Genomic DNA, 22,683 nt, shown 5'->3' with positions numbered 1-22,683 from the left:
TTTATTTAACAAACTCTCTCTTTTACTTAACTAAACTTTAGCTGCTGTTCCAACTTTCTCATCTTTAAAGAGCAGCATAAAAATAACCATCACCACCAATGCGATTCCTGCAGGAATAATCCAGGTTTGTTGCCAAAATGCGGCAACATTAGATTCTTGTAGGTCTTTATACATTTCGCCAACATATCCAGCGACCCAAAAACCGATTAGCTGTCCTACACCATAAGTAGCCAAGGTAATCAAACCTTGCGCAGCACTTTTATATTTTTCTCCAGCCTTACTATCCGTATAGATCTGTCCTGAAACAAAAAAGAAATCATAACAGATACCGTGCAATGCAATACCTAGAATCAACATAAACGAAAGATCTCCGGCATTTCCATAGGCAAAAAGCAAGTAGCGAACCGCCCACGCTAACATTCCGACCAAAATGGTTTTTTTGAATCCAAAACGGGTAAAGAACAACGGCAACAGCAAAAGAAATCCTACCTCCGAGATTTGACCAATAGTCATCTTCCCTGTTGGGTTTTCCAAACCGATTTGATCTAAAAAGGGATTCGCATTTTGATAATAGAAAGCAAGAGGGATACAAATCAAGATTGAGGAGACAAAGAAAATCAAGAAATTCTTATCTTTCAACAACTTAATTGCATCTAGTCCGATAATTGAAGCAAATGAAGGCTTTTCCTCCGCAGATACTTTAACTGGAGGTGTTTTAGGCAGAACAAAAGAAAACAATCCGAGCACTAAAGAAGCAACACCGGCCATCAAAAATGTATTTTTCAAAGCTCCCTGCGCAGAAGCCTCAGCACCATCCCACTTAAATAAATAACTTATTGATAATCCAGCGACAATCCAACCAATCGTCCCCCAGATCCGAATTCCAGAAAACTGTTTCTCTGGATTAGACAACTGCCTAAAGGAAACTGAATTCACCAAAGACAAAGTAGGCATATATAAAATCATATAGGACAATACATAAGGGTAGAATATCGTTACATCAGCTGCTTGATACATTTGATACATCAAAATAGCACCTACTAGATGTAAAACACCCAATATACGTTCTGCGTTAAAATAACGATCCGCGATCATTCCGATGATAAATGGAGCAATGATAGCCCCAAGGGATTGTGTTGAAAACACATTCGCAATTTCGAACTGGCCTGCGCTCAGGTTTTTGATAAGGAATGTTCCTAAGGTAACAAACCAAGATCCCCAAATAAAAAATTCAAGGAACATCATAAACGATAGTTTGACTCTCGTAGTTGAATTCATAAGTTTAAATTGATTAGAAATTATCGACTTCTCTATATGCTTTGACCAAAGCGGCTTCCCCTTCTTTTCCATCTTTGGACATGCCATGCTCCATTCCCACTATACCTTTGTAGCCTTTGTTATGAAGCCATTTAAATACGTTTTTATAATTGATCTCTCCCGTTGTTGGTTCTTTACGTCCAGGATTATCACCGACTTGGACATAAGCAATCTCACTCCAACATTGATTCATAAAATTGATCAGATTACCTTCATTCTTCTGCTGATGGTAAGCATCGTACAAAATCTTACACGATGGACTATCTACCGCTTTACATATTTCATAAGCTTGGTCTGTAAATCGCAGGAACAGATCAGGTGTATCACTTAACGGTTCCAAAACCATGGTAATACCGTGAGGTTCCAGCAATTCAGCGCCACGCTTCAACCCCTCAATTACATTGGCAGTCTGCACACCGATTGGAAGACGCCGGTCATAATCTCCAGGAACTACTGTAATCCATTTTGCGTTCACCCGCTTTGCAACTTCAATAGAATCCCGGCAACCTTTAAGAAAAATATCGATATGCTCCTGTTTACCAGCAGCAAGTGTATTGGCACCATTACCTCCTTTAGGCACTACAAACACCCCCATACGCATCCCTAGCTTGGCCAATAGCTCCCCGATTTTCTTTTGTTCGTCGACTGTTCGCCCAGGCATACCGTTATCCTCAATACTCCGAAAACCTAAATCATGTATGTATTTTATCTCATCCAGAAAATTCTTACCGGCACTAGCGCTAAACATACCCTGGTGCGGGCCATAGTCAAGTCGGAAAGGGTCTCCCAACTTCGTATCCTTTTCCTTTACAGCAGCCTGAGACACAGCTGGAGCCAGTAAGCTACTGCCGAATAGCAGTCCTGAGTTTTTTATAAAATCAGATCTCTTCATTATTTTATTAAAAGGTTTATGCGTTGATTACTTAATAAATATAGTTATTAAATCCTGAGCTTTGCAACTCTTTGAAAGTATTATCCTCAAAACAAACGATATACACCTCCACGTCCTGGCGCTTATTAGCAAACCGAATAGCTTCCTTCGGAGTTAAACTCATAAAATAATTATCTAGCGCATCTGCTTCCATCGCTGTCTTTGCAATTACGGTAGCACTCACGATAGTGCTCTGCAAAGGTTGTCCCGTCAATGGGTTCATATGATGGGATATCATCTTCCCATTCACTTTGCGTTGCTGTTCGTAAACTCCCGAACTGGTAATAGCGTTATCGTTCAACTTCACTCGCAGCATTTCTCCTTTAGCAATATGTGTTGGTCTATACAACTCCACCACAAAAGGTCCATCAGGCTTAGATCCAAATGAGCGGATCTCTCCTCCCAACTCCACCAAAAAATCTTTAACTCCCCTACTTGTTAAATGACTGGCCAATACATCGACAGAATATCCCTGCGCAATCCCATTTAAATCGATAGAAACATTCCGCACACGTTTGGCTAACCTATTGCCCTTCACTTCCAATTTCTTCATCCCGATAATCTGCCGTACACTATCTATTACCTCTTGGCTCGGAACATTCTTCGCACCATCCGCTCCAAATCCCCATATCTTAACAAGCGGATACACCGTAATATCGAAATAACCACGAGTATCCTGATAGGTCTTCCAACTCGCTTGAACAACTTTCGCCATATGATCATCCATAGTTACCTCGGACACATTAGGATCATTAAATTGGCAAATAATAGAATTTGCATCGTAAAGCGACATCGACTGGTCTATTACTTTTAAGACACTATCGATTTCTTGCTTCGAAACCCGTTCCTCGCCATAATACTTAATTTGATAAGTAGTGCCCTGTGCTCTCCCTGATAGTACATGAGACTCTTGCCCATAAAGAAAACCAGTCAACAGAAAAAAACAGAAAAGAAAGCCACATCGAAACATCCCTACAGAGGTGGGGGAACCAAAAAGCATCCGCTGAATAGCACGAGCAAACATATTCAATAATTAGATATATAAGGCCGTGTTAATACCAGGTACCGCCACAGGATATAACCCGTTAGCATCCGGCAAAGGACGTGGCAATGCATCCCAAGCGTAATGTTCAGGCATAATCGAAACATTCGATTGAATCGCTTTCTCCCAAGTCACTACTGTACCAGTATAACATGCCAAACGACCTATAATACCAGTCAATGTACTATAAGCTCCATACTCTGCATTATCAAATTTGTACTCTCCTTTCGCGATTGCAGCAAACAATTCGACATGCTCTTGGCGATAAGGATTTGGATTACCTTTTGCATCATGACGATAAATCTCCTTACCATTTGCATCCCATAACACAGCCTGATTACCGGCAGACAGATAGACTCTACCTTTTGTGGCCTGAAAAGCTTCTTCCACCCTATTATGCGTACCCTCAAAATGACGGCACTGACTGTAGACTACAGAACCATCATCATAAGTCATTTCTATCGCAAAATTATCATAGATTTCGCCATAATCCTTACCCGTACGGTGAGCGCGTGATCCGGTACCTTCAATAGAAATAGGATATTTTCCTTTCACCCAGTTGGCAACATCAATATTATGCACATGCTGTTCGACGATATGATCACCACAGAGCCAATTAAAATAATACCAATTGCGCATCTGATACTCCATCTCTGTCTGCTCTGGTTTACGAGGCCTCACCCATACACCGCCACTATTCCAATAGACCTGACCAGCCACGACATCACCGATAGCACCATCCTGAATACGCTTTATAGCTTCCCGATAATTCGTCTGATAACGACGCTGAAGCCCTACTACGACATTCAACTTCTTACGCTTAGCTTCAGCAGCTACTTCAAGAACCTTACGGATACCAGGAATATCTACGGCAACAGGTTTTTCCATAAAAACATGCTTTCCGGCTTTAATTGCTTCCTCAAAATGTATCGGGCGAAATCCTGGAGGAGTAGTCAGAATCACAACATCTGCATCCTTGATAGCTGCTTTATAAGCATCAAATCCAACGTATTTGCGACTATCTGGAACATCCATCTTATCGGCATACTTCTTTTGAAGATTAGTATACGCTGAATCTAGGTTGTCCTTAAACGCATCAGCCATCGCTACTATTTTAATCTGCTGTCCCGACTCTAGTGCGTCTACAGCTGCCCCTGTACCACGTCCTCCACAGCCAATAACGGCAACACGGATGACGTCTGTGCCTGCGGCAAAAACGGATGACAAGGGGGAACTTGCGATGATTGTACTTCCTGCCATAATCGAAGTTGATTTTAAGAAATCTCTCCTATTAAAACTGCTCATAACTTATAATATAATTGGTATATGGTTTAAAAATCTTCTATCGGTGCTTTATCATAATACGCCATGGCCTCTTCATGCGAAGGTGTTTTTACAGGTCTCACCAATCGCATACCTACGAAAGGGGCTTCCGGAAACCACCAGTTCGATTTAGGCATCTGAGGATCCAACTGTTTCCAAACAGGATCGGATGCCGATCTCGCCGATGAACGTAAAGCTTTTGCATCACTATCAAAAGCACCACCACGCACGACATGAGCATATAATTCAGTTGGCTCAGCCACAGGGTTTTCCGCGACTTTACCTTTAAATTGACTGTAAAAATCAGGCACATATTGATCATAGGTCCATTCAGACACATTGCCAAGCATATCGTACAGGCCATATGCATTTGGCTTTTTTCCCCCTACCTTATGGGTCCGCTTATCACTATTAGCGCCATACCAAGCGTAGTCTCCTAATAAATCCGATTGATTTCCAAAGAAGTAAGCATCATTTGAGCCAGCACGGCAAGCAAACTCCCACTCGGCCTCGGTAGGTAGACGATAAAACACGCCCGTCCGGACATATAACCACTTACAAAACTGAATCGCATTATAATGGGTCATAGCTAAAGCAGGATGTCCCTCTTTACCCATTCCAAACGTCATATCTAAATAAGGCTTAGTCGGTCTCGTAACCGCATCAACTAACGCAGGAACCGCACCTTCTTTCTGCTTTGAAAGCTCAAAATCTTTGTACAAAAAAGGTTCATAAAGATCCCAAGTCACCTCAAACGTACTCATCCAGTACGGCGCTAATTTCACTTCATGCACCGGAGATTCATCCGCTTCACCAGAGCTACTTCCCATACTGAACTTTCCTCCAGGAATAGCTTCCATAGAAAAGGACAAAGAAGTACCTTGAATTTCTTGAATGTATTTTTTAAATGGTTTATCCTGAGCTTTTATAGAACTGACGCTCAATATCAATAACGCAAAAAAAAGTCTCTTCATGTATCTCACAACGGGTTTATAAGCTAATTGCCTTTTATGTTTTAATAAAGGTAAAAGTAAAATCAAATTATAGACCCAATTGTATATAACATTTATGTTACAGAAGTGTAATAATTACACTATGCCATAAAAAAGCTAGTGCTAAGCCCAACAATATGCTCAGGCCAATAATGGTATTTGCTAACTTAGCATTAAGACCAAAATTCTGAATAACCATACTAGAGGCGACCAAGCTTGGCATCGCCATCTCAAAAACTGACACCTGAAAGAAAACTCCCTTCCAATCAAAAAAAACAGCAAATAGTAATGCGCCAACAGGAGCTAACAACAACTTATAAAACAACGAAGCACTGATGACCTTCATCTCTTTTTTAATATGATGAAAGTGCAGCTGCAAACCGATAGAAAATAAAGCCAAGGGACTCACGGTAGCAGCAAGGCTAGAAAAAAAATCGTCGAAGTAAGCTATTCGGAGAAAATCTTGAAAACATAATGCCAAGACTACCGCAATAAATGGAGGAAAAGTAAGTATACGACGGCCCACAAGTCCAAGTTTCTGCCTTGCACGGAGTCCATTCCGCTTAGAACCAGCCGCCAACAGAACGCCGAAAGAAGAAAGAGCAAAAAAAGTCGCCTGATCGCTTACAACTCCAACTTTCAACTGCTCAGCACCAAAAAAACTAATGATAAGCGGAAACCCTACAAACGAAGTATTACTCAGGCCAGAAACAATAATCAATGTAGTCAGCGTTCTAGAAGAAAAACCTAGCATAGGTTGAATCAACCGAAAAAACACATAGGAAAGTCCGAACACAAAAAAAGGCAACAAGCCTGTAAAAAGATAAGCCAGCGTCCAGTCAATCTTAGGAATGTACAAAAGAGCGATCGATGGCAGCCCCACATAAATAACCCAGTTGTTAACTATTTTATAGCTGTCCTTGCCCGCTAATCTGAAAAAGCGAAACAAATATCCGATCAGTAGACAAGCAATGATAATGAAAAAGTTAACCATCAAGCTCAGGATTAGTTATAATTTAATAAATTTGCCCAAATTTATAACTTGATATCTAATTATCCATTATCTTGAAAACTAAATTCCTCTTCTTACTCTTAGGACTGTCCTTACAGCTAGCTTTTACATACGCCTCAACGGATACGTTGACAAATTCCAATATTAAGAACTCCCTAATATTAGAAGCAGAAATAGAGAATGGTGGCATTTTAGCAACAGGTGAATTAAAGAACACGACCTTTAAAGACGCTTATTACAACGGGTTCAACCTCAAGGTAGGATGGAAGATAAATTCCAAAAGCGACCAATATTTCAAACTATACAACAACCCCATCTATGGGATTGGATTCTACACCAGCACATTCAACAACGACATTGTCGGAAGTCCTTACGCATTATACGGTTTTGTCCAGACCCCATTTGGCAACATCGACAATGAAAAATGGTCCTTCGACTACCGTATAGGATTAGGTCTATCTGGTAATTTCAAACCTTATGATGAGGATACCAACCCCCTTAACCTAGCTATTGCTACCAAAAACAATGTTTACATCGACTTCGGCATCCGTAGTCAGTATAAACTATCATCAAAATTTAAGGCAGGTGTAGGCTTGGCCTTTCACCACTTTTCTAACGGAGCACTCAAATTACCAAACAAAGGTGTAAATCTTTTCCCTCTAACAGCATCCATTACCTACCAACCAGACGGGAGAACATATAAAAAAGATACCACATCACTAGAACCCTATCCCAAGAAAATCCTTTATCATATAAATGTAGGGGCAGGACTGAAACAAGTAGCGCGCGACAAAGAACGTCGTTACTTTAAATCCACATTCAGTCTCTATGCCAGTCGACATGTCAGCCATAAGTGGCGAATAGGAGGCGGTATGGATCTCTTCTACTCCGATTCGGGTAATGACGAAGAAATAGCTGAAGATAAAACAGGAAAGCTAAGCGCTAAGTTATCCGGGGGACCAGCATTCTACCTGGTACACGTGCTCAATAAAGACCTTGTACTTAATGGCAACGTTGGATACTACATCCATAATCAATACTTTAACGGAGAAATAAGAAGGGTATTTTTAAGAGCAGGATTCCGCTATTATGTCTACAAGAACATCAATGCCGGAATATCCATAAAAGCACATATGGGAAAGGCAGATTTTATAGAATCAACACTAGGCTATACATTCAATCGGTAATGTATAGCCTAATGTCTATTAGGTTTTACAATTGCCCTAATCCTTTTTCAACGGCTTTAGAGACACTTTTCCCAAAATCTTTATCGACTGTGATATATCCTGGGTAAAAGAAATTCTTACCGCCAATCTTTACAGAAGGCTTTATTTTCAAAGCAAAGAATCCATTACTCTTTCTGGTAAAGATATCGTTGAGAACTTTGTCAAACCCCTGCTCTTTAGCCACACCAAAAATATTAGCGGAGAAAGTCAACGGCACCACCATACTTTGTCCATTGGACAGGTTGATGTTCTCTGCAACAGCACCTTCAAAAAGTGGCTTACCTGCCATTTCAATAATATATTTAAACTCGTTGATCTTGGTCACTGTCGATGTAGGATTCGTGATTTTCAAATTTACTCTCGCTTCCAAAGGAAGATCCTGGCGCAATAAAGCCATTGCTATCCCTGGCAAACTGGCCAATGAAGCACTTCCACCCGATTGGTAAGAATCGATATCCCTACCTGCTAATCGGATTTGATCTACAGATTCTACGTCATAATTAAATTTACTCAATGCCTCCACCTGAGCTTTTTGATTGATAGCACAGCTAGACATAAACCAAGTACAAAGCAGTAATACTGCAACTTTTAATCTATTCATTTTGTTCGTTTTATTTTTTCTTCTTACCTGTTGCCTTACCAAAATTGTAAGCAACTCCCAGTGTAAAAATAGAATTTCCTGCCTTGAGATACGAATTATTTACTACACCAATATTAAATCCTGTTGTATACTGCAACTGAAGCCCTTTCAACAACTCCATTCGCGTAAAGAAAACAGGTTCAATAAAAAGATTTTCTTCCTTATCTGCCTGGACATCATCCAACCAGAAATCAGTCATAGCCACCCGACTCACGCGTATCGCAGTCCCATAATTTAAGACCCGCTTACCTCCGAATAGGTTTAACCGCCCCTTCGTAGTAGAAGAATAATTCACCTGCAGGAATATTTTATCAAAATCCATTTTACGGCTCCCTACAACCTCATAGTCGCGTATAGAAGCGCGCTGATCTAATTCGCGAGAATTTCCTAAACCATAGCCCCCATAGATTTCCAAAACCTGCCTCTTGAACTTACCTATTTCTGTAAAATAACCAACCGCACCTTCTGCCAACCATTGTCTAAAATGGGTATTGGATTCCCGTCCATGGTTTACAGTTGAGGCATTTGCCAATAGAGCAACATGATCCGTCAGTGATACCGCCGCAGTTCCTGAGGCATTACCCCTCAGATTGATATGTCCAGAAAGGTATCCTTCCCCTTGATGCCTAAACATGGGGGTCGCAGGCACATTAGGCATATATATTGAACTACAACTCCCCAAAATAAAACTAACCGATAAAGCTACAAGCGCTATGACATAATTATTCTTTAACATATCTGCTTATCCCAAACAATCATGCCAATCTATAAAACTCAATCATCATCACACAAAAAAATCCCTGAATTAAAAACTCAGGGACTCCATTTATACTATAGACGAAAACTACATCGAAGTAGATTCCGTATCAGGCGCCTTATCAATCAACTCCATGAATTGATCTAATTTTGGTGTAATAATAATCTGCGTACGTCTGTTTCTAGCCTTACCATTTGCAGATGTATTATCAGCGATAGGATTATATTCACCACGTCCACCCGCTGTCAAGCGCTTAGGATCCACACCATACATCGTCTGCAACGCCTGTACCACAGAGGAAGCACGTAATGTACTCAAATCCCAGTTATTACGGATATTTGGTTTAGAAATAGGATCCGTATCTGTGTTACCTTCGATCAATACATCGTAGTCTCTATAATCCTGAATAATTTTCGCAATCTTACTTAAGGTTTCTCCCGCTTTATCAGATACTTCATAACTACCAGACTTGTAAAGCATATTATCAGATAAAGAGATGTAAACAACACCTTTCAATACCTGTACATCTACATCTTTAAGCTCTTCACGACTCAAAGAACGGGTCAGGTTATTGGTCAACACCATATTAAGTGAATCACTTTTATTCTTCGTATTCACTAAGTGTTGTATATACTTATTAGATGCATTAATTTCATCAACCAATTTGGAAATATTCACATTCCCTTGGGAATTTTGTGCTATACTATTGTCCAAAGTAGACTGTAACTTAGCATATGCCTCCTTCAATGAAGCATTATTCTTGCGCTCGTATTCGAGCTGATCTTCCAAACTTTTGATTTTTGCACGGCTTTCTGTAAGATCCATCTGTCCTTTTTGGTACAGCTCAGCCAAATCTTTATGTTGGGTCTCTAAGGCTACATATTTTTTATTACTCACACAGCTACTCATTACAATTCCACCTAGTAAAATCGTAATTGGCAAAAGGCGTTTTTTATACATCATATCATTATAAATTTGATGGATACAAGATAGCAAATAAAATCTTTGAATTTTTACCCTAAATAGTTAAAAAACATAAAATCACTTTCCTGTCTTCAGTAGGTGTTTACAAATAGCACTGACTAATCCAGGGCCTTCATAAATAAAACCTGTATACACTTGTACTAGCGCAGCCCCAGCTTCGAGCTTGTCTACAGCGTCCTGTCCGGAATGTATACCGCCTACACCTATAATAGGGAAAGCCTTATTCGATTTCTGAGAAAGATAACGTATCACTTCGGTGGAACGTTCTGTAAGAGGCTTACCACTTACCCCTCCGGCCTCATTAAGCAATTCAGGAGCACTACAAAGTCCTTCTCTAGAAATGGTCGTATTCGTTGCTATTACACCAGCAATCTTAGTTTCTGTAACAATCTCTACAATATCATCCAGTTGGCTATCCGTCAGATCTGGTGCTATCTTTAATAAAATTGGCTTTGCTTTTGGTTTTTCCAGATTGAGCTGTTGCAATGTATCTAAAATCCGCATCAACGGTTCTTTCTCCTGCAGATCTCGTAATCCCGGAGTATTAGGCGAACTCACATTCACCACAAAATAATCCACGTATTCGTACAGAGCGTGAAAACAATAGATATAATCATTCACGGCCTCCTCGTTTGGAGTAACCTTATTTTTCCCAATATTACCACCAATAATGACTCCTTCTCTATCCTTAAGGTGTTTCAATCGTCCCGCAGCCACATCCGCACCTTGGTTATTAAAGCCCATCCGGTTGATTAGTGCAGCATCATCCACCAAGCGAAACATACGCGGTTTATCGTTACCAGGCTGAGGCCTTGGCGTCACCGTACCGATCTCGATAAAACCAAATCCAAATTTGGCCATATCCTCAATGTACTCCGCATTTTTATCAAAACCAGCGGCTAGTCCTACCGGATTTTTAAACTTAAGTCCAAAAACCTCACGCTCCAAACGTGGATCGGACACACTATAAATAGACTTGAGCAAGGCCTTCGCACCCCAGATCTTTGAGAAATTTTTCAACCCTCCCGTCACCGTATGATGCGCCTTTTCAGGGTTCATTGAAAAGAAAATTGGCTTTACTAATTTATACATAATATAACATAAAAAGTTATCGAAGAAATTGCACTAAAAAAGCTTGTATCACTTTTGGCATATCTGCACAAAGGTAGAAAAGAAGCAGAAATAATCACTACTTTTGCTTTTTAAATCCCGATAAAGATGTAAAACATTTTATCGAGGGCAATCGGCACATATTGAGGACGATGAAAAGTCAATCCGATCCGCGAGTTAGCAGATCAAAAAGTAAAAGCATACATCTGAAATGATATCAATAAATAATTTAACATTTGAAATAGGCGCAAGAGCCCTATATGACGAAGCAAACTGGCATATCAAACCGGGAGACAAAGCGGGATTGATCGGTGCTAATGGAGCGGGAAAATCTACCTTACTAAAGTTGATCGTTGGAGATTACGCCCCTACTTCCGGCTCTATTTCAATGGCAAAGGATTTAAAAATAGGCTACCTGAATCAGGATCTCTTATCCTATCATTCCGAAAAAAGCATCCTTTATGTAGCGATGGAAGCATTTACGCGCCAGAATGAACTACATGCAGAGATAGAAGTGCTGTTAAAAAAGTTAGAAACAGATTATTCCGACGACATTTTAAACAAACTCAGCGATAAGCAAATGGAGTTTGAAGCCTTAGATGGCTATAATATCGAATTCAGGGCTAATGAAATCCTAGCAGGGCTTGGCTTCTCACAGGAAGAACAACAACGTCCCTTGGCCACCTTCTCTGGAGGATGGCGTATGCGCGTCATGCTGGCACGAATACTACTCCAAGCACCAGATATCCTATTACTCGATGAGCCTACCAACCACTTGGACCTTCCCTCCATTAAGTGGCTTGAAAACTATTTACAGGGATTTGAAGGAGCAATCGTAATTGTATCCCACGACCGTTATTTCTTGGACCGTATCATCAATAAAACGGTAGAGTCTAAACGTGGGAAACTAACCCTATATGCAGGGAATTATTCATTCTACCTTGAAGAAAAGTCATTGCGTGAAGAAATTCAAGGCAATCAGTTTAAAAATCAGCAAGCAAAAATAAAGCAGGAAGAAAAATTAATTGAACGCTTCCGCGCTAAAGCCTCCAAAGCGAAGATGGTACAATCACGTATCAAAGCATTGGATAAAATGGATAAGATATCCGATGTTGATGATGACAACCCAGAAGTAAATTTCAGCTTCAAATTTTCGAAACCATCAGGACGGCATGTCGTCACCCTAGAAAACATTTCCAAGTCTTATCCTAACCTTGAAATATTACGGGATACCGATGGACTTATCGAAAAAGGGGATAAAATTGCTTTGATCGGAGCCAATGGTAAAGGTAAATCCACACTGTTACGCATAGTAGCAGATGCCGACTCGGACTACAAAGGAACTAGTGTAAAAGGCCATAACGTATTGCAGACCTTCTTTGCACAGCACCAGCTAGAAGCATTACATCTCGAAAACTCTATCCTTCAAGAGCTACAAAACTTTGCCCCCAAACATACCGAAACAGAACTTCGGTCTATCCTAGGCTCCTTTCTATTTACAGGAGATGATGTGTTTAAGAAAATCAAAGTATTATCCGGTGGTGAAAAATCCCGTGTAGCACTAGCAAAAGCGTTAACAGCCGATGCAAACTTCCTTGTACTAGATGAGCCGACCAACCACTTGGACATGGCTTCTGTCAATATCCTGATTCAAGCATTACAGCAATATGAAGGAACATTAATTGTGGTATCTCACGATCGTTACTTCTTAGAGCATGTAGCCAATAAAATCTGGTTCATCGAAGACAAAGAAATAAAAGAATATCCTGGCACCTATGAAGAATATGAAATCTGGAACTCAAAACGTGTCCAAAAGCCAGTTGTAGAGAAAAAAGTCGTAAAGGAAGAGCCTAAAAAAGAGAAGAAGGTGGCACCTACAGAAGATAACAAAAGGCTAATCCTGAAAAAGAATAAAGAACTAGCCCAATTAGAGCAACAAATTGCACTCAAGGAGGCAGATGTTAAAGAATTGGAAATACAGCTTGCTAATGAAGAAATATATTCTGATGCGACCAAATTACAGGACATCACCCGTAAATACAATTCAACCAAAGCAGAATACCAACAGTTGCAAAACGATTGGGAAAGAATTGCAGAGGAAATCATCGAATTAGAAGGCTAATCAGCATAACAACCTCTCCGTCAGATTCCGCTATGCGCTATATCATAGATCAATAGAGAGCATAGCGGAATTAATCGGTTCCTTGCCCATCAAGTACTTCTCTCTTAATAATCGGAATACCGAAATAAAACTCCAGTATCTTTGTGCGAAACAGATAATCGTACTTTGTTCTTAGCAAATCGGATTGAATGTTTACCAAGAGGGTCTGCGACTGATTATAATCAAAACCTGTAGCCATTCCATTTTCATAGCGTTCTTTTGTATAGCGGAACGCTTCTTCCCGAGCTTTCAACATTTCCTTAGTTGCCATATAAGTTTCCAAGGCCCCTTTAGCATCTGAATATGCCGTATAAATATTCCGTTCCAAATCAAGTTCAGTCTGTTCTAAAGTCAACTTACTTTTGTCTAAATTCACTTTAGACCTTGAAACATTGTTACGGGTCGAAAAGCCATTAAAAATCGGAATACTTAATTGAAATCCAAAATTATGTCCTTTGTAAAGGTTAAACTGTTCGAAGAAAGGGGGAGGATTTTTAAGTCCTCCTTGTCCATCAGGAATCTTAGCATACGAAACACGCGAACTGAACCCATAAAAACCACTAAGCGTAGGTAAATAAGCTCCTTTAGCTATTTCGATTTCCTTTTCCGCAATTTTCACATTGTTTTCGGCAATTTTCAGCTCGGTACGTTCATTCTTAGCTTTGCCAAAAATAGATTCTGGCCCCTCCAATAGAATACTATTCACTTGAAATTCGTACGCTACATCCGCAATATCAAAATCTTTGAATTCCTTCATCTGCAGCAGTTGCGCTAAGCTCATTTTAGATATAAGCAAAGCATACTGAGCCTCAATAATCCGTTGTTTGTCTGTAGCAATAGTTGCTTTTATATCAAACAAGTCACCTCTAGGTATCATCCCCGCATCGACCAGAACCTCCGAGCGCACCAATTGTAGACTATCCGTCTCAAACTGTTGTTTCTGAACTTTTACAGCTTCTTTATTAAACAGGACCTGCAAATAAGCATTAACTACATTCAACGCTACATCCTCCTCCATTTTCAGATGCTGATATTGAGAAGATATCAACGCCAGCTTGGCTTTTCTGAAACGGTTTTGATTCTGCATACCTTTAAAAAGATCGATCCCCAAAGATGCACCCATCGAAGTAAACTGTGTCGTTTGATTTTCTAAGATACCTGTAGTAATATTGGTATTCAGCCCCCTGTTCCAAGAGTGCGAAGCATTTGCGTTCACATTGGGCAAAAAACTCCCGAAAGCATCTTTTTTATCGATCTCAGCAAGCTTATTATCCAGTTCGGTCTGTCCAATAGAAACGTTGTTATCAATAGCGTAAGCTACACACTCCTCCAACGTCCATTTCTTTTGGGGAAAAGCCTCATTTGCCGAAAGAAGGCAAATGACAGCAATTATTTTTGACACAATATTCATGTTTCTTTCTTCAGTATACGCTAGTTATAACTCTTATTTGTTAGCTCCATGGAGCGCCCTCACTTCTACAAGAAGACCGTATTCCATCAACCGATTGGATTACTTCTTGACTTGATTCCAGATTTTAATCTTGTTATCTTTCGTAATGCCACTCTTTATTTCCACGTAAATTCCGTCACTCACCCCCAGTTCCACATCTCTACGCTCAAATTTTTGAGGAGCCACCTCCACTTCAACGAAAGATTTCTTCGTTTTTTCATCATACTGAACTACCCCCTCTTTCAGCGCCAATACGTTCTCCGCATTTTCCAAAACAATAGAAGCATTCGCACTCAATCCCGAACGAATAAACGTCGTATCTTTATTGATGAGATTTCCTTTTATCGGAAACTGCATTGCTCCATTTTCATTCACTCCTTTAGGCGCGATATAATCTAAAACAGCATGGAACTTTTTGTTTTCAATTGCTCCAACGGTAATTTCCAAAGGAAGTCCTAATCGGATTTTGCCAACCTCGGATTCATCTAGTTTTCCCTCAAAAATCATATTGCTGACATCCGCTAAACTTGCAATCGTCGTTCCTTCATTAAAGTTATTCGCCTCAATGACTTGATTTCCTTTTTTCACCGGCACATCCAGCACCATTCCCGACACCGTCGAACGAATCCGTGTCTGTGCCATATTCGCCAATCCGGTTGTGGTCCCCGTTCTGATAATTTCAGCATTCTGTACCGTAGAACTATAAGTCTGTTGCGCCTGTCTATAGGTAGTTTGTGCAGCATCAAAATCATTTGCTGAAATTACACCTTTATCAAAAAGCATCTTTTGTCGCTCAAATATTCGCTTTTGGTTCTCTAAATCTATTTTAGCCGATTCGATTTGGTTGTTCGCCTGATTTAAGCTGGAGACATTCGGCACCACTTTAATCTCTGCAATCAGATCACCTGATTTAATATAATCACCAGCCTCAACATAAACCACATCGATAATACCCGAGATATTAGGCTTAATCAACACCTCCTCCTTAGGATTAATATTTCCGGTAGCTACCGTACTTTTGGAAATAGAGCGAATTTCAGCTTGTACCGTCTCGTAGACTACCGTGGGTTGTTTGTTCTTCTGATACAGCCACACCAAAGCACCTACAAAAGCAATTGCTAAAAAAACTAAAATTGAAATCGTACAGCCTTTTTTCATCTTATATTTTTAGTTTAAAGTTCAATGTTTAAATCTTAATCAATATGCCCACCTTTACTCTACTCGCAAAGCATCAATAGGCTTCACTTTCACCGCCGTAATTGCTGGAATTAATCCTGCTAACAGCCCTGCAAAAACCAATATGATCAAAGCAGCAGCCACTACTCCCAAATTCACACTTGGATTTACAATGGGAATCTCATTCGCATTAGGAGCTTGGTCAAGTCCCCAATTAATGAGACTCAAAACCAATGAAGCAAAAATAATTCCTGCCATTCCTGAGATAAGTGACAATACAACGGATTCCGCTAGTATCTGCTTTATTATTATCCATGGAGTTGCTCCCAAAGCTCTACGAATCCCTATTTCCTGTGTGCGTTCCTTAACGATAATCAGCATGATATTTACAATCCCGATAATTCCAGAAACTAAGATAAAAATACCTACGAAATAAGATACCGCAGTCAAAATCGAGAACAAACCATTTATTTTTTTAAACTCCTGATACAAATCAAAGTGCCCAATTGCCCGCTCATCATCAGGATTAATACTATGTCTTTGCTTTAGCAGATCAAAAATTCCCTGTTTTAGATCCGTAATCGGCATATCGTCCTTTGCAGTTATTGCCATCCACCCCACTACATCACCATAATTAAAGGCTTGTTGAAATGTCGTAAACGGCACAAAAACTTCCTTCTGGCTCTCTTCTGCATTTCCGCCCAGATTAGAAATACTTTTATAGACACCCACTACCATAAAGTTGACCCCTTGTACTTTTATATACGAACCCAAGACCTCCTCGTCTGGCATATACAACTCCCGAATTACTCCCTCCCCAATAACTGCGACTTTCCGTTTACTATCAATATCACCATAGTTCACAAAGCGTCCCTTCACAATATCCATCGGCTGCTGCAAAATAAATTCAGGATAATCACCATACACATTGTACGCTCCCGTTTTTGTCCCTCTCACTACGTTATTGTTACCTCCAAATCCGCCCAACTGATTTCTAGGGGACACATATAGCAGCCCCTCTATACGCTGTTTGATTGCTTCTACATCGCCATTTTTATAGTTAAAACTTCGCCCCTGAGGGAGCCCTTTATAAGGTTTGGATGTTGAATTGGCCCACATAAACATAGTATTCGTGGACAATCCCCCCATCTGTCTCTTAATACCATTCTGTAAGCCCTGACTCGCGGACAACAGTATTATTAAAATAAATATCCCCCAGAACACACCAAAAGCGGTGATCAGCGTTCTGAACGGATTAGCAGAAAGTGCTGCTATTATTTCACTCCAGTTATCTCTATTAAACATATCAATCCCCCCTTAGTGCAATAATCGGTCTGATTTTGGCGGCCCTATAAGCAGGTACGAAACCGGCAAAAGCACCTGCTACGACCAAAATAACTAATGTAGTAATAGCGACATTAAAATCAACTTCAGGACGCGTAAAAAAATCAGTTTCAATCGAAGGCCCTACAAACTCCCACACAAGCAAACCGAAAACAAGTCCCGAGAAACCAGCCACTACAGTAATAAAAACTGCTTCCTGTAATATCATGGAAATAATGGAAAAGGGGGATGCCCCCAAAGCTTTCCTTATACCAATCTCTTTTGTTCTTTCCTTTACGATAATAAGCATGATATTTCCAACCCCGACCACTCCAGCGATAATCGTACATATCCCCACAAACCAAAAGAAAGCCTTTACACCACCAGTTATAATGTAAATATTCTTTGCCTGATCTAAAGAATTATTAATATGCAAAGCTCCTTTATCATCAGGAGCAATAGTATGCCTTGCCCTAAGAAAGGTTTCTAACTTTTGTGTAAATTCATGTGATTCAGCTACCGCGTTATCAAAATCAGCATTCCTCTTTAGCGTAAAAACAATACTACGGATCTTGTCCCCGGCGCTATAAGCACGTTGAGCGGTAGAAATAGGGATATACACCCGACTCTCCTCCCTTTCACCTCCTGGATCCGTAAAAACACCAATAACCTTATAAATCGTACCCGAAATGCTCAGCTCCTGCCCCAATAACTCCTCTTCGCCCTTAAATAAATCGTTAGCAACCTTTTGTCCTATAACAACATGCTTTTCATAATTCGCGATATCAGATTGATTCAAAAATCTTCCTTTCACGATAGAAGCATTTTCGATAAATTGATAGTCAGGATGTACTCCTTCTACCCTATAGGTTCCAGTTTCTTTTTTGAACACCATATTTCCACTCCAAACGGAGTAAACGGCGGACTTATATTCAATATGATCAGAAAGAAGTGTCAGCGCCGTAGTATAGTCTGAATTATGAAGTTGAATCTCCCGACCAATCCCTAATCCGTTATATTCTTTTTGCGTAATACCAGGCCAAACCGAAATACGATTTACAGCATCTTGTTCAAACTGTTTTTGAATACCATTCTGAATACCGTTACCTGCACCAAGGAGAATCACCAAAATAAAAATTCCCGAAGCCACAGACACTCCAGTCAAAACAGTTCGAAGCTTGTTCTTAAACAATCCTTCAAATATTTCCTGCCATCTTTCTATACTAAACATACTCTGAGGCTCTCACCTGATTAACTGGTTTATCAGACTCAATCTGTCCATCTTTAAGGAACACAATCCGCTTGGTCATCTCCGCTATATCAGACTCATGTGTTACAATAAGAACAGTTTTTCCCTCATCATTGATCTGCTGTATCAGCTCCATTACCTCGTACGATGTTTTGGTATCCAATGCTCCTGTTGGCTCATCGGCCAGTAACACCTTCGGGTCTGCGGCTAAAGCTCTAGCAATGGCCACACGCTGTTTTTGTCCACCACTCATTTCACTGGGTAAATGTTTAGCCCAATTTGCTAGTCCGACTTTTTCAAGATAATACATCGAGCGCTCCATGCGTTCCTTACGTCCCACGCCCTGATAATACAAAGGCAATGCGACATTGTCCAAAGCACTTTTATAATTAATAAGGTTAAACGATTGAAAAACAAACCCTAAAAACTTATTTCGATAACGGGAAGCAATAGTCTCATTAAGATTCTTAATAGGAACACTATCTAATGTATAGGTACCACTATCGGCCTCATCAAGAATCCCGATAATATTCAAAAGTGTAGACTTACCTGATCCTGAACTTCCCATAATAGAGACAAACTCGCCCTCTTTAACCGTAAAATCAATACCTTTAAGAACATGCAGGGAGTTTTTCCCCATTTGATACGACTTGTGCAGATCTTTAATTTCTATCATCTACCATCCTTTTAAAATTACTTAAAGCAGCTATTTCGGTTTCAAGAACTCCATACCATGGATATCCATTGGAACATTTCTATAATAATTGGAAATGAAAATACTTATTTTAGCGCCCTTTTGCAAGAAAATAGATTTGTTTTCACATAAACACACAGCCTACCTCTTCAGCTTTAACTCAAGGTTAACAAAAAACAAGGCAGACGCAGTAATTTATAGGTATCTAAATATACTTATAACAAAAAAACTCAGACACCTTAGCATCTGAGTTTATGAAGAGCCTCCTATCGGAATCGAACCAATGACCTACTGATTACAAGTCAGTTGCTCTACCAGCTGAGCTAAGGAGGCGTAAATCCTATTGGATTCAACGGTGCAAATATGAGAAGTTTAGCGCGATTATGCAAGTATCAAACGTGATTTTACCCATTACGGATTATAATACCCTGAAATTCACCACGAAAATATAACATTTATTGAAAATCGGAAAATTTGACAGTCAAACAGCACCAAACAAGACAAAAATTCAGATTTCAATTCAAAAAAACCGTAAGGCATCCAATTTGTTTAACAACTACATATAAAATAGTAAACACCTTATTTCAACATATTAAAAATGAACTTTAACAATTATACAATCAAAGCACAAGAAGCCATACAAAAAGCTTCGGAGATTGCAGTAGGCAATCAACAACAAGCGATTGAGCCCGCACATCTATTAAAAGCTTTATTAGCTGTAGATGAAAATATAATAAGTCATCTATTAAAAAAACTGAATGCAAACATCGGGTATATCACATCCGAAGTAGACAAGCTAATAGAATCCTTGCCAAAAGTAAGTGGCACCAACGTTTACCTTAGCAATTCTACATCTACTGTCCTGCAAAAGGCACAGACCTATTTAAAAGAATTCAACGACGAATACATATCCGTCGAACACTTGCTATTAAGCTTATTGGCAGCAAACGACAAGACCTCCTCCTTATTAAAAGATCAGGGTGTCAATGAAAAGGACTTAAAACTTGCAATAAAAGAATTGCGTGGCAATAACAGAGTGACCGATCAGAATGCCGAAGCGACTTATAATGCCTTAGGTAAATATGCCCGCAATCTAAACGAGTTTGCAGAATCTGGAAAATTAGACCCAGTCATTGGCCGTGACGAAGAAATCAGAAGAGTGATGCAGATACTTTCGCGTCGAACCAAAAACAATCCTATTTTAGTGGGAGAACCAGGAGTTGGTAAGACCGCTATTGCCGAAGGAATCGCACATCGTATCATCAAGGGCGATGCGCCTGAAAATCTTAAGAATAAAACTGTATTTTCATTAGATATGGGGGCATTAATTGCGGGAGCAAAATACAAAGGTGAATTTGAAGAGCGATTAAAAGCCGTAGTAAAAGAGGTTTCCGATAGCGATGGCGAGATCATCCTATTCATCGACGAAATCCATACCTTGGTCGGCGCTGGCGGAGGCGAAGGTGCTATGGATGCCGCAAACATTCTAAAGCCGGCACTAGCACGTGGCGAACTCCGCGCTATAGGAGCGACCACACTCAATGAATACCAAAAGTATTTCGAGAAAGACAAAGCCCTCGAACGTCGTTTCCAAAAAGTAATGGTCGAAGAACCCGACACTCAGGATGCCATTTCTATCTTAAGGGGACTTAAAGAACGTTATGAAACACACCACAAAGTACGGATACTCGATGAATCCATCATTGCTGCTGTAGAATTATCACAACGTTATATAACAGACCGTTTTCTACCGGACAAGGCTATTGACTTAATTGACGAGGCAGCTTCCAAATTACGTTTGGAAATGGACTCCGTCCCGGAAGCAGTGGATGAATTGGAACGCCGTATCATGCAGCTCGAAATCGAACGGGAAGCTATAAAACGGGAGAATGATGATAAGAAAGTAGCTGAACTATCAGAGACAATCGCAAATCTATCCAGCGAACGTGATTCATTAAAAGCAGCTTGGCAATCCGAAAAAACACTGGTAGACCGCGTCAACCAAGAGGTGCAAAACATTGAGGACTACAAACTCGAAGCTGACCAGGCCGAACGGGCAGGTGATTATGGAAAGGTAGCTGAGCTACGTTACGGAAAAATCAAAGAAGCACAGGACAATGTCGAAAAGCTAAAAGCTGAACTCAACGAAAAACAACAGAGTAGCCGTATGCTGAAAGAAGAAGTTACTTCGGAAGACATCGCAGACGTCGTATCGAGATGGACGGGCATACCTGTAAACAAAATGGTGCAGTCGGAGCGTCAAAAACTACTGAATCTAGAAGAGGAACTTCACAAACGGGTAGCTGGTCAAGAAGAAGCAATCGAAGCTATTTCTGACGCCATACGCCGTTCAAGAGCAGGCTTAAGTGATGCTAAGAAACCGATAGGCTCATTTATATTCTTAGGAACTACTGGTGTCGGTAAGACAGAACTCGCAAAAGCGTTAGCAGAGTTTCTTTTTGACGACGAACATGCTCTTGTTAGAATCGACATGTCCGAATATCAGGAACGTCATGCCGTATCCCGATTAATAGGGGCGCCTCCAGGATATGTTGGTTATGATGAAGGCGGACAGCTTACAGAGGCGGTAAGACGTCGCCCGTACTCGGTGGTTCTTCTTGATGAAATAGAGAAGGCCCATCCGGATGTATTCAACATCCTGCTACAGGTATTAGATGATGGCCACCTTACTGATAATAAAGGAAGAGTAGTAAACTTCAAAAACACCATTATCATCATGACCTCCAATACGGGTTCACATTTGATACAGGAGAATTTCGCAACATTGACCGATACCAACAGAGATGAAGTTGTCGCAAAAACAAAAGACGAAGTGTTTGAACTCCTTCAAAAATCTATACGTCCAGAATTTTTGAACAGAATTGATGAAATCATCATGTTCACACCATTGAGTCGAAATGAAATCGGAAGCATTGTACGTATGCAGTTTGACCGTGTACAAAAACAGCTCGCAGAACAAAATATATTCTTGTCTGCCTCCGAAGATGCATTAGACTGGTTAGCACAACTCGGCTACGACCCAATCTATGGTGCTCGACCACTGAAGCGTGTTATTCAGAAACGCATCCTTAATGAGCTATCTAAGGAAATCTTGGCTGGAAATGTAACGAGCGATTCCATTATCCAGCTGGATGTCTTTGACGGAAAGTTTGTATTTATCAATAAGAACGAACAATCTGATACATAAAGTTCCATTCCTGATTTAAAATCAAACACAAAAGGACTATTTTACAAAAAATAGTCCTTTTTTTATAGCCTTTCATTTACTTATCTTT

18 protein-coding genes and 1 tRNA gene are annotated in these 22,683 nt (G+C 40.2%); 3 read left to right on the top strand and 16 right to left on the bottom strand.

Annotation, left to right across the window (positions count from 1 at the left end):
• Positions 1-30: 30 nt before the first annotated feature.
• From JKG64_RS12695 to JKG64_RS12670, 6 genes are all read right to left on the bottom strand, one after another.
• On the bottom strand, positions 31-1,278 hold the full coding sequence (locus tag JKG64_RS12695) for a nucleoside permease (RefSeq protein ID WP_210354687.1): 1,248 nt from the start codon (positions 1,276-1,278) through the stop codon (positions 31-33).
• A 13-nt stretch (positions 1,279-1,291) separates the two neighbouring features.
• Positions 1,292-2,209, bottom strand: coding sequence for a hydroxypyruvate isomerase family protein (locus tag JKG64_RS12690; RefSeq protein WP_210354686.1), 918 nt, complete (start codon positions 2,207-2,209; stop codon positions 1,292-1,294).
• Between the two features lie 31 nt (positions 2,210-2,240).
• Positions 2,241-3,272, bottom strand: coding sequence for an FAD:protein FMN transferase (locus tag JKG64_RS12685; RefSeq protein WP_246512606.1), 1,032 nt, complete (start codon positions 3,270-3,272; stop codon positions 2,241-2,243).
• Between the two features lie 9 nt (positions 3,273-3,281).
• Positions 3,282-4,550 (bottom strand): Gfo/Idh/MocA family protein, encoded by a 1,269-nt coding sequence (locus tag JKG64_RS12680; RefSeq protein ID WP_246512589.1) that lies wholly within the window; start codon positions 4,548-4,550, stop codon positions 3,282-3,284.
• A 71-nt stretch (positions 4,551-4,621) separates the two neighbouring features.
• The gene (locus JKG64_RS12675) at positions 4,622-5,587 is read right to left on the bottom strand and encodes a formylglycine-generating enzyme family protein (protein WP_210354683.1); all 966 of its coding nucleotides are present in this window, start codon (positions 5,585-5,587) and stop codon (positions 4,622-4,624) included.
• Positions 5,588-5,684: 97 nt separating this feature from the next.
• Positions 5,685-6,599 carry an AEC family transporter gene (locus tag JKG64_RS12670; RefSeq protein ID WP_210354682.1) on the bottom strand — a complete coding sequence of 305 codons (915 nt, stop codon included), beginning with the start codon at positions 6,597-6,599 and terminating at the stop codon, positions 5,685-5,687.
• A gap of 71 nt (positions 6,600-6,670) precedes the next feature.
• Here JKG64_RS12670 and JKG64_RS12665 point away from each other — a divergent pair, with 71 nt between their 5' ends.
• Complete coding sequence (locus JKG64_RS12665) at positions 6,671-7,804, top strand: acyloxyacyl hydrolase (RefSeq protein ID WP_246512588.1); 1,134 nt, start codon at positions 6,671-6,673, stop codon at positions 7,802-7,804.
• A 25-nt stretch (positions 7,805-7,829) separates the two neighbouring features.
• On the opposite strand, the gene JKG64_RS12660 is transcribed toward JKG64_RS12665, so the two are convergent.
• The 4 genes from JKG64_RS12660 to JKG64_RS12645 form a co-directional block, all read right to left on the bottom strand.
• Positions 7,830-8,444, bottom strand: a complete 615-nt coding sequence (locus JKG64_RS12660; protein ID WP_133584424.1) for a hypothetical protein — start codon at positions 8,442-8,444, stop codon at positions 7,830-7,832.
• Between the two features lie 10 nt (positions 8,445-8,454).
• Entirely contained in the window at positions 8,455-9,219 is a 765-nt protein-coding gene (locus JKG64_RS12655) for a hypothetical protein (RefSeq protein WP_210354681.1), read from the bottom strand.
• A gap of 108 nt (positions 9,220-9,327) precedes the next feature.
• A complete protein-coding gene (locus JKG64_RS12650) occupies positions 9,328-10,200 on the bottom strand; it encodes an OmpA family protein (RefSeq protein WP_021070638.1) in 873 nt (290 codons plus the stop codon).
• Between the two features lie 81 nt (positions 10,201-10,281).
• A complete protein-coding gene (locus JKG64_RS12645) occupies positions 10,282-11,316 on the bottom strand; it encodes a quinone-dependent dihydroorotate dehydrogenase (RefSeq protein ID WP_210354680.1) in 1,035 nt (344 codons plus the stop codon).
• A 229-nt stretch (positions 11,317-11,545) separates the two neighbouring features.
• On the opposite strand from JKG64_RS12645, the gene abc-f reads away from it, so the two are divergent.
• A complete protein-coding gene (gene abc-f, locus JKG64_RS12640) occupies positions 11,546-13,456 on the top strand; it encodes a ribosomal protection-like ABC-F family protein (protein WP_210354679.1) in 1,911 nt (636 codons plus the stop codon).
• Between the two features lie 70 nt (positions 13,457-13,526).
• Here the strand turns inward: abc-f and JKG64_RS12635 are convergent, their stop codons facing one another.
• The 6 genes from JKG64_RS12635 to JKG64_RS12610 form a co-directional block, all read right to left on the bottom strand.
• A complete protein-coding gene (locus JKG64_RS12635) occupies positions 13,527-14,897 on the bottom strand; it encodes a TolC family protein (protein WP_210354678.1) in 1,371 nt (456 codons plus the stop codon).
• A 108-nt stretch (positions 14,898-15,005) separates the two neighbouring features.
• A complete protein-coding gene (locus JKG64_RS12630) occupies positions 15,006-16,103 on the bottom strand; it encodes an efflux RND transporter periplasmic adaptor subunit (RefSeq protein ID WP_210354677.1) in 1,098 nt (365 codons plus the stop codon).
• A 54-nt stretch (positions 16,104-16,157) separates the two neighbouring features.
• Positions 16,158-17,426, bottom strand: coding sequence for an ABC transporter permease (locus tag JKG64_RS12625; protein WP_210354676.1), 1,269 nt, complete (start codon positions 17,424-17,426; stop codon positions 16,158-16,160).
• Between the two features lies 1 nt (position 17,427).
• Positions 17,428-18,675 carry an ABC transporter permease gene (locus JKG64_RS12620; RefSeq protein ID WP_210354675.1) on the bottom strand — a complete coding sequence of 416 codons (1,248 nt, stop codon included), beginning with the start codon at positions 18,673-18,675 and terminating at the stop codon, positions 17,428-17,430.
• Positions 18,668-19,369, bottom strand: a complete 702-nt coding sequence (locus tag JKG64_RS12615; RefSeq protein ID WP_210354674.1) for an ABC transporter ATP-binding protein — start codon at positions 19,367-19,369, stop codon at positions 18,668-18,670. Before JKG64_RS12615 ends, JKG64_RS12620 begins: the two co-directional genes overlap by 8 nt.
• Before the next feature lie 278 nt (positions 19,370-19,647).
• Positions 19,648-19,720, bottom strand: a tRNA-Thr gene (locus JKG64_RS12610).
• 265 nt (positions 19,721-19,985) lie between these two features.
• On the opposite strand from JKG64_RS12610, the gene clpB reads away from it, so the two are divergent.
• Complete coding sequence (clpB, locus tag JKG64_RS12605; protein ID WP_210354673.1) at positions 19,986-22,595, top strand: ATP-dependent chaperone ClpB; 2,610 nt, start codon at positions 19,986-19,988, stop codon at positions 22,593-22,595.
• Positions 22,596-22,683: the final 88 nt, after the last annotated feature.

This window comes from Sphingobacterium tabacisoli, assembly GCF_017908035.1.
Lineage (GTDB): Bacteria > Bacteroidota > Bacteroidia > Sphingobacteriales > Sphingobacteriaceae > Sphingobacterium > Sphingobacterium tabacisoli.
The sequence above is the reverse complement of the archived record's forward strand: the minus strand, read 5'-3'. Positions and strand labels throughout refer to the sequence as shown.

What these genes read in the sequence shown, in the direction of transcription:
- JKG64_RS12695 (WP_210354687.1), bottom strand. Translation starts at nt 1,278, where the DNA reads ATGAATTCAACTACGAGAGTCAAACTATCGTTTATGATGTTCCTTGAA.
- JKG64_RS12690 (WP_210354686.1), bottom strand. Translation starts at nt 2,209, where the DNA reads ATGAAGAGATCTGATTTTATAAAAAACTCAGGACTGCTATTCGGCAGT.
- JKG64_RS12685 (WP_246512606.1), bottom strand. Translation starts at nt 3,272, where the DNA reads ATGTTTGCTCGTGCTATTCAGCGGATGCTTTTTGGTTCCCCCACCTCT.
- JKG64_RS12680 (WP_246512589.1), bottom strand. Translation starts at nt 4,550, where the DNA reads ATGGCAGGAAGTACAATCATCGCAAGTTCCCCCTTGTCATCCGTTTTT.
- JKG64_RS12675 (WP_210354683.1), bottom strand. Translation starts at nt 5,587, where the DNA reads ATGAAGAGACTTTTTTTTGCGTTATTGATATTGAGCGTCAGTTCTATA.
- JKG64_RS12670 (WP_210354682.1), bottom strand. Translation starts at nt 6,599, where the DNA reads ATGGTTAACTTTTTCATTATCATTGCTTGTCTACTGATCGGATATTTG.
- JKG64_RS12660 (WP_133584424.1), bottom strand. Translation starts at nt 8,444, where the DNA reads ATGAATAGATTAAAAGTTGCAGTATTACTGCTTTGTACTTGGTTTATG.
- JKG64_RS12655 (WP_210354681.1), bottom strand. Translation starts at nt 9,219, where the DNA reads ATGTTAAAGAATAATTATGTCATAGCGCTTGTAGCTTTATCGGTTAGT.
- JKG64_RS12650 (WP_021070638.1), bottom strand. Translation starts at nt 10,200, where the DNA reads ATGTATAAAAAACGCCTTTTGCCAATTACGATTTTACTAGGTGGAATT.
- JKG64_RS12645 (WP_210354680.1), bottom strand. Translation starts at nt 11,316, where the DNA reads ATGTATAAATTAGTAAAGCCAATTTTCTTTTCAATGAACCCTGAAAAG.
- abc-f (WP_210354679.1), top strand. Translation starts at nt 11,546, where the DNA reads ATGATATCAATAAATAATTTAACATTTGAAATAGGCGCAAGAGCCCTA.
- JKG64_RS12630 (WP_210354677.1), bottom strand. Translation starts at nt 16,103, where the DNA reads ATGAAAAAAGGCTGTACGATTTCAATTTTAGTTTTTTTAGCAATTGCT.
- JKG64_RS12625 (WP_210354676.1), bottom strand. Translation starts at nt 17,426, where the DNA reads ATGTTTAATAGAGATAACTGGAGTGAAATAATAGCAGCACTTTCTGCT.
- JKG64_RS12620 (WP_210354675.1), bottom strand. Translation starts at nt 18,675, where the DNA reads ATGTTTAGTATAGAAAGATGGCAGGAAATATTTGAAGGATTGTTTAAG.
- JKG64_RS12615 (WP_210354674.1), bottom strand. Translation starts at nt 19,369, where the DNA reads ATGATAGAAATTAAAGATCTGCACAAGTCGTATCAAATGGGGAAAAAC.
- clpB (WP_210354673.1), top strand. Translation starts at nt 19,986, where the DNA reads ATGAACTTTAACAATTATACAATCAAAGCACAAGAAGCCATACAAAAA.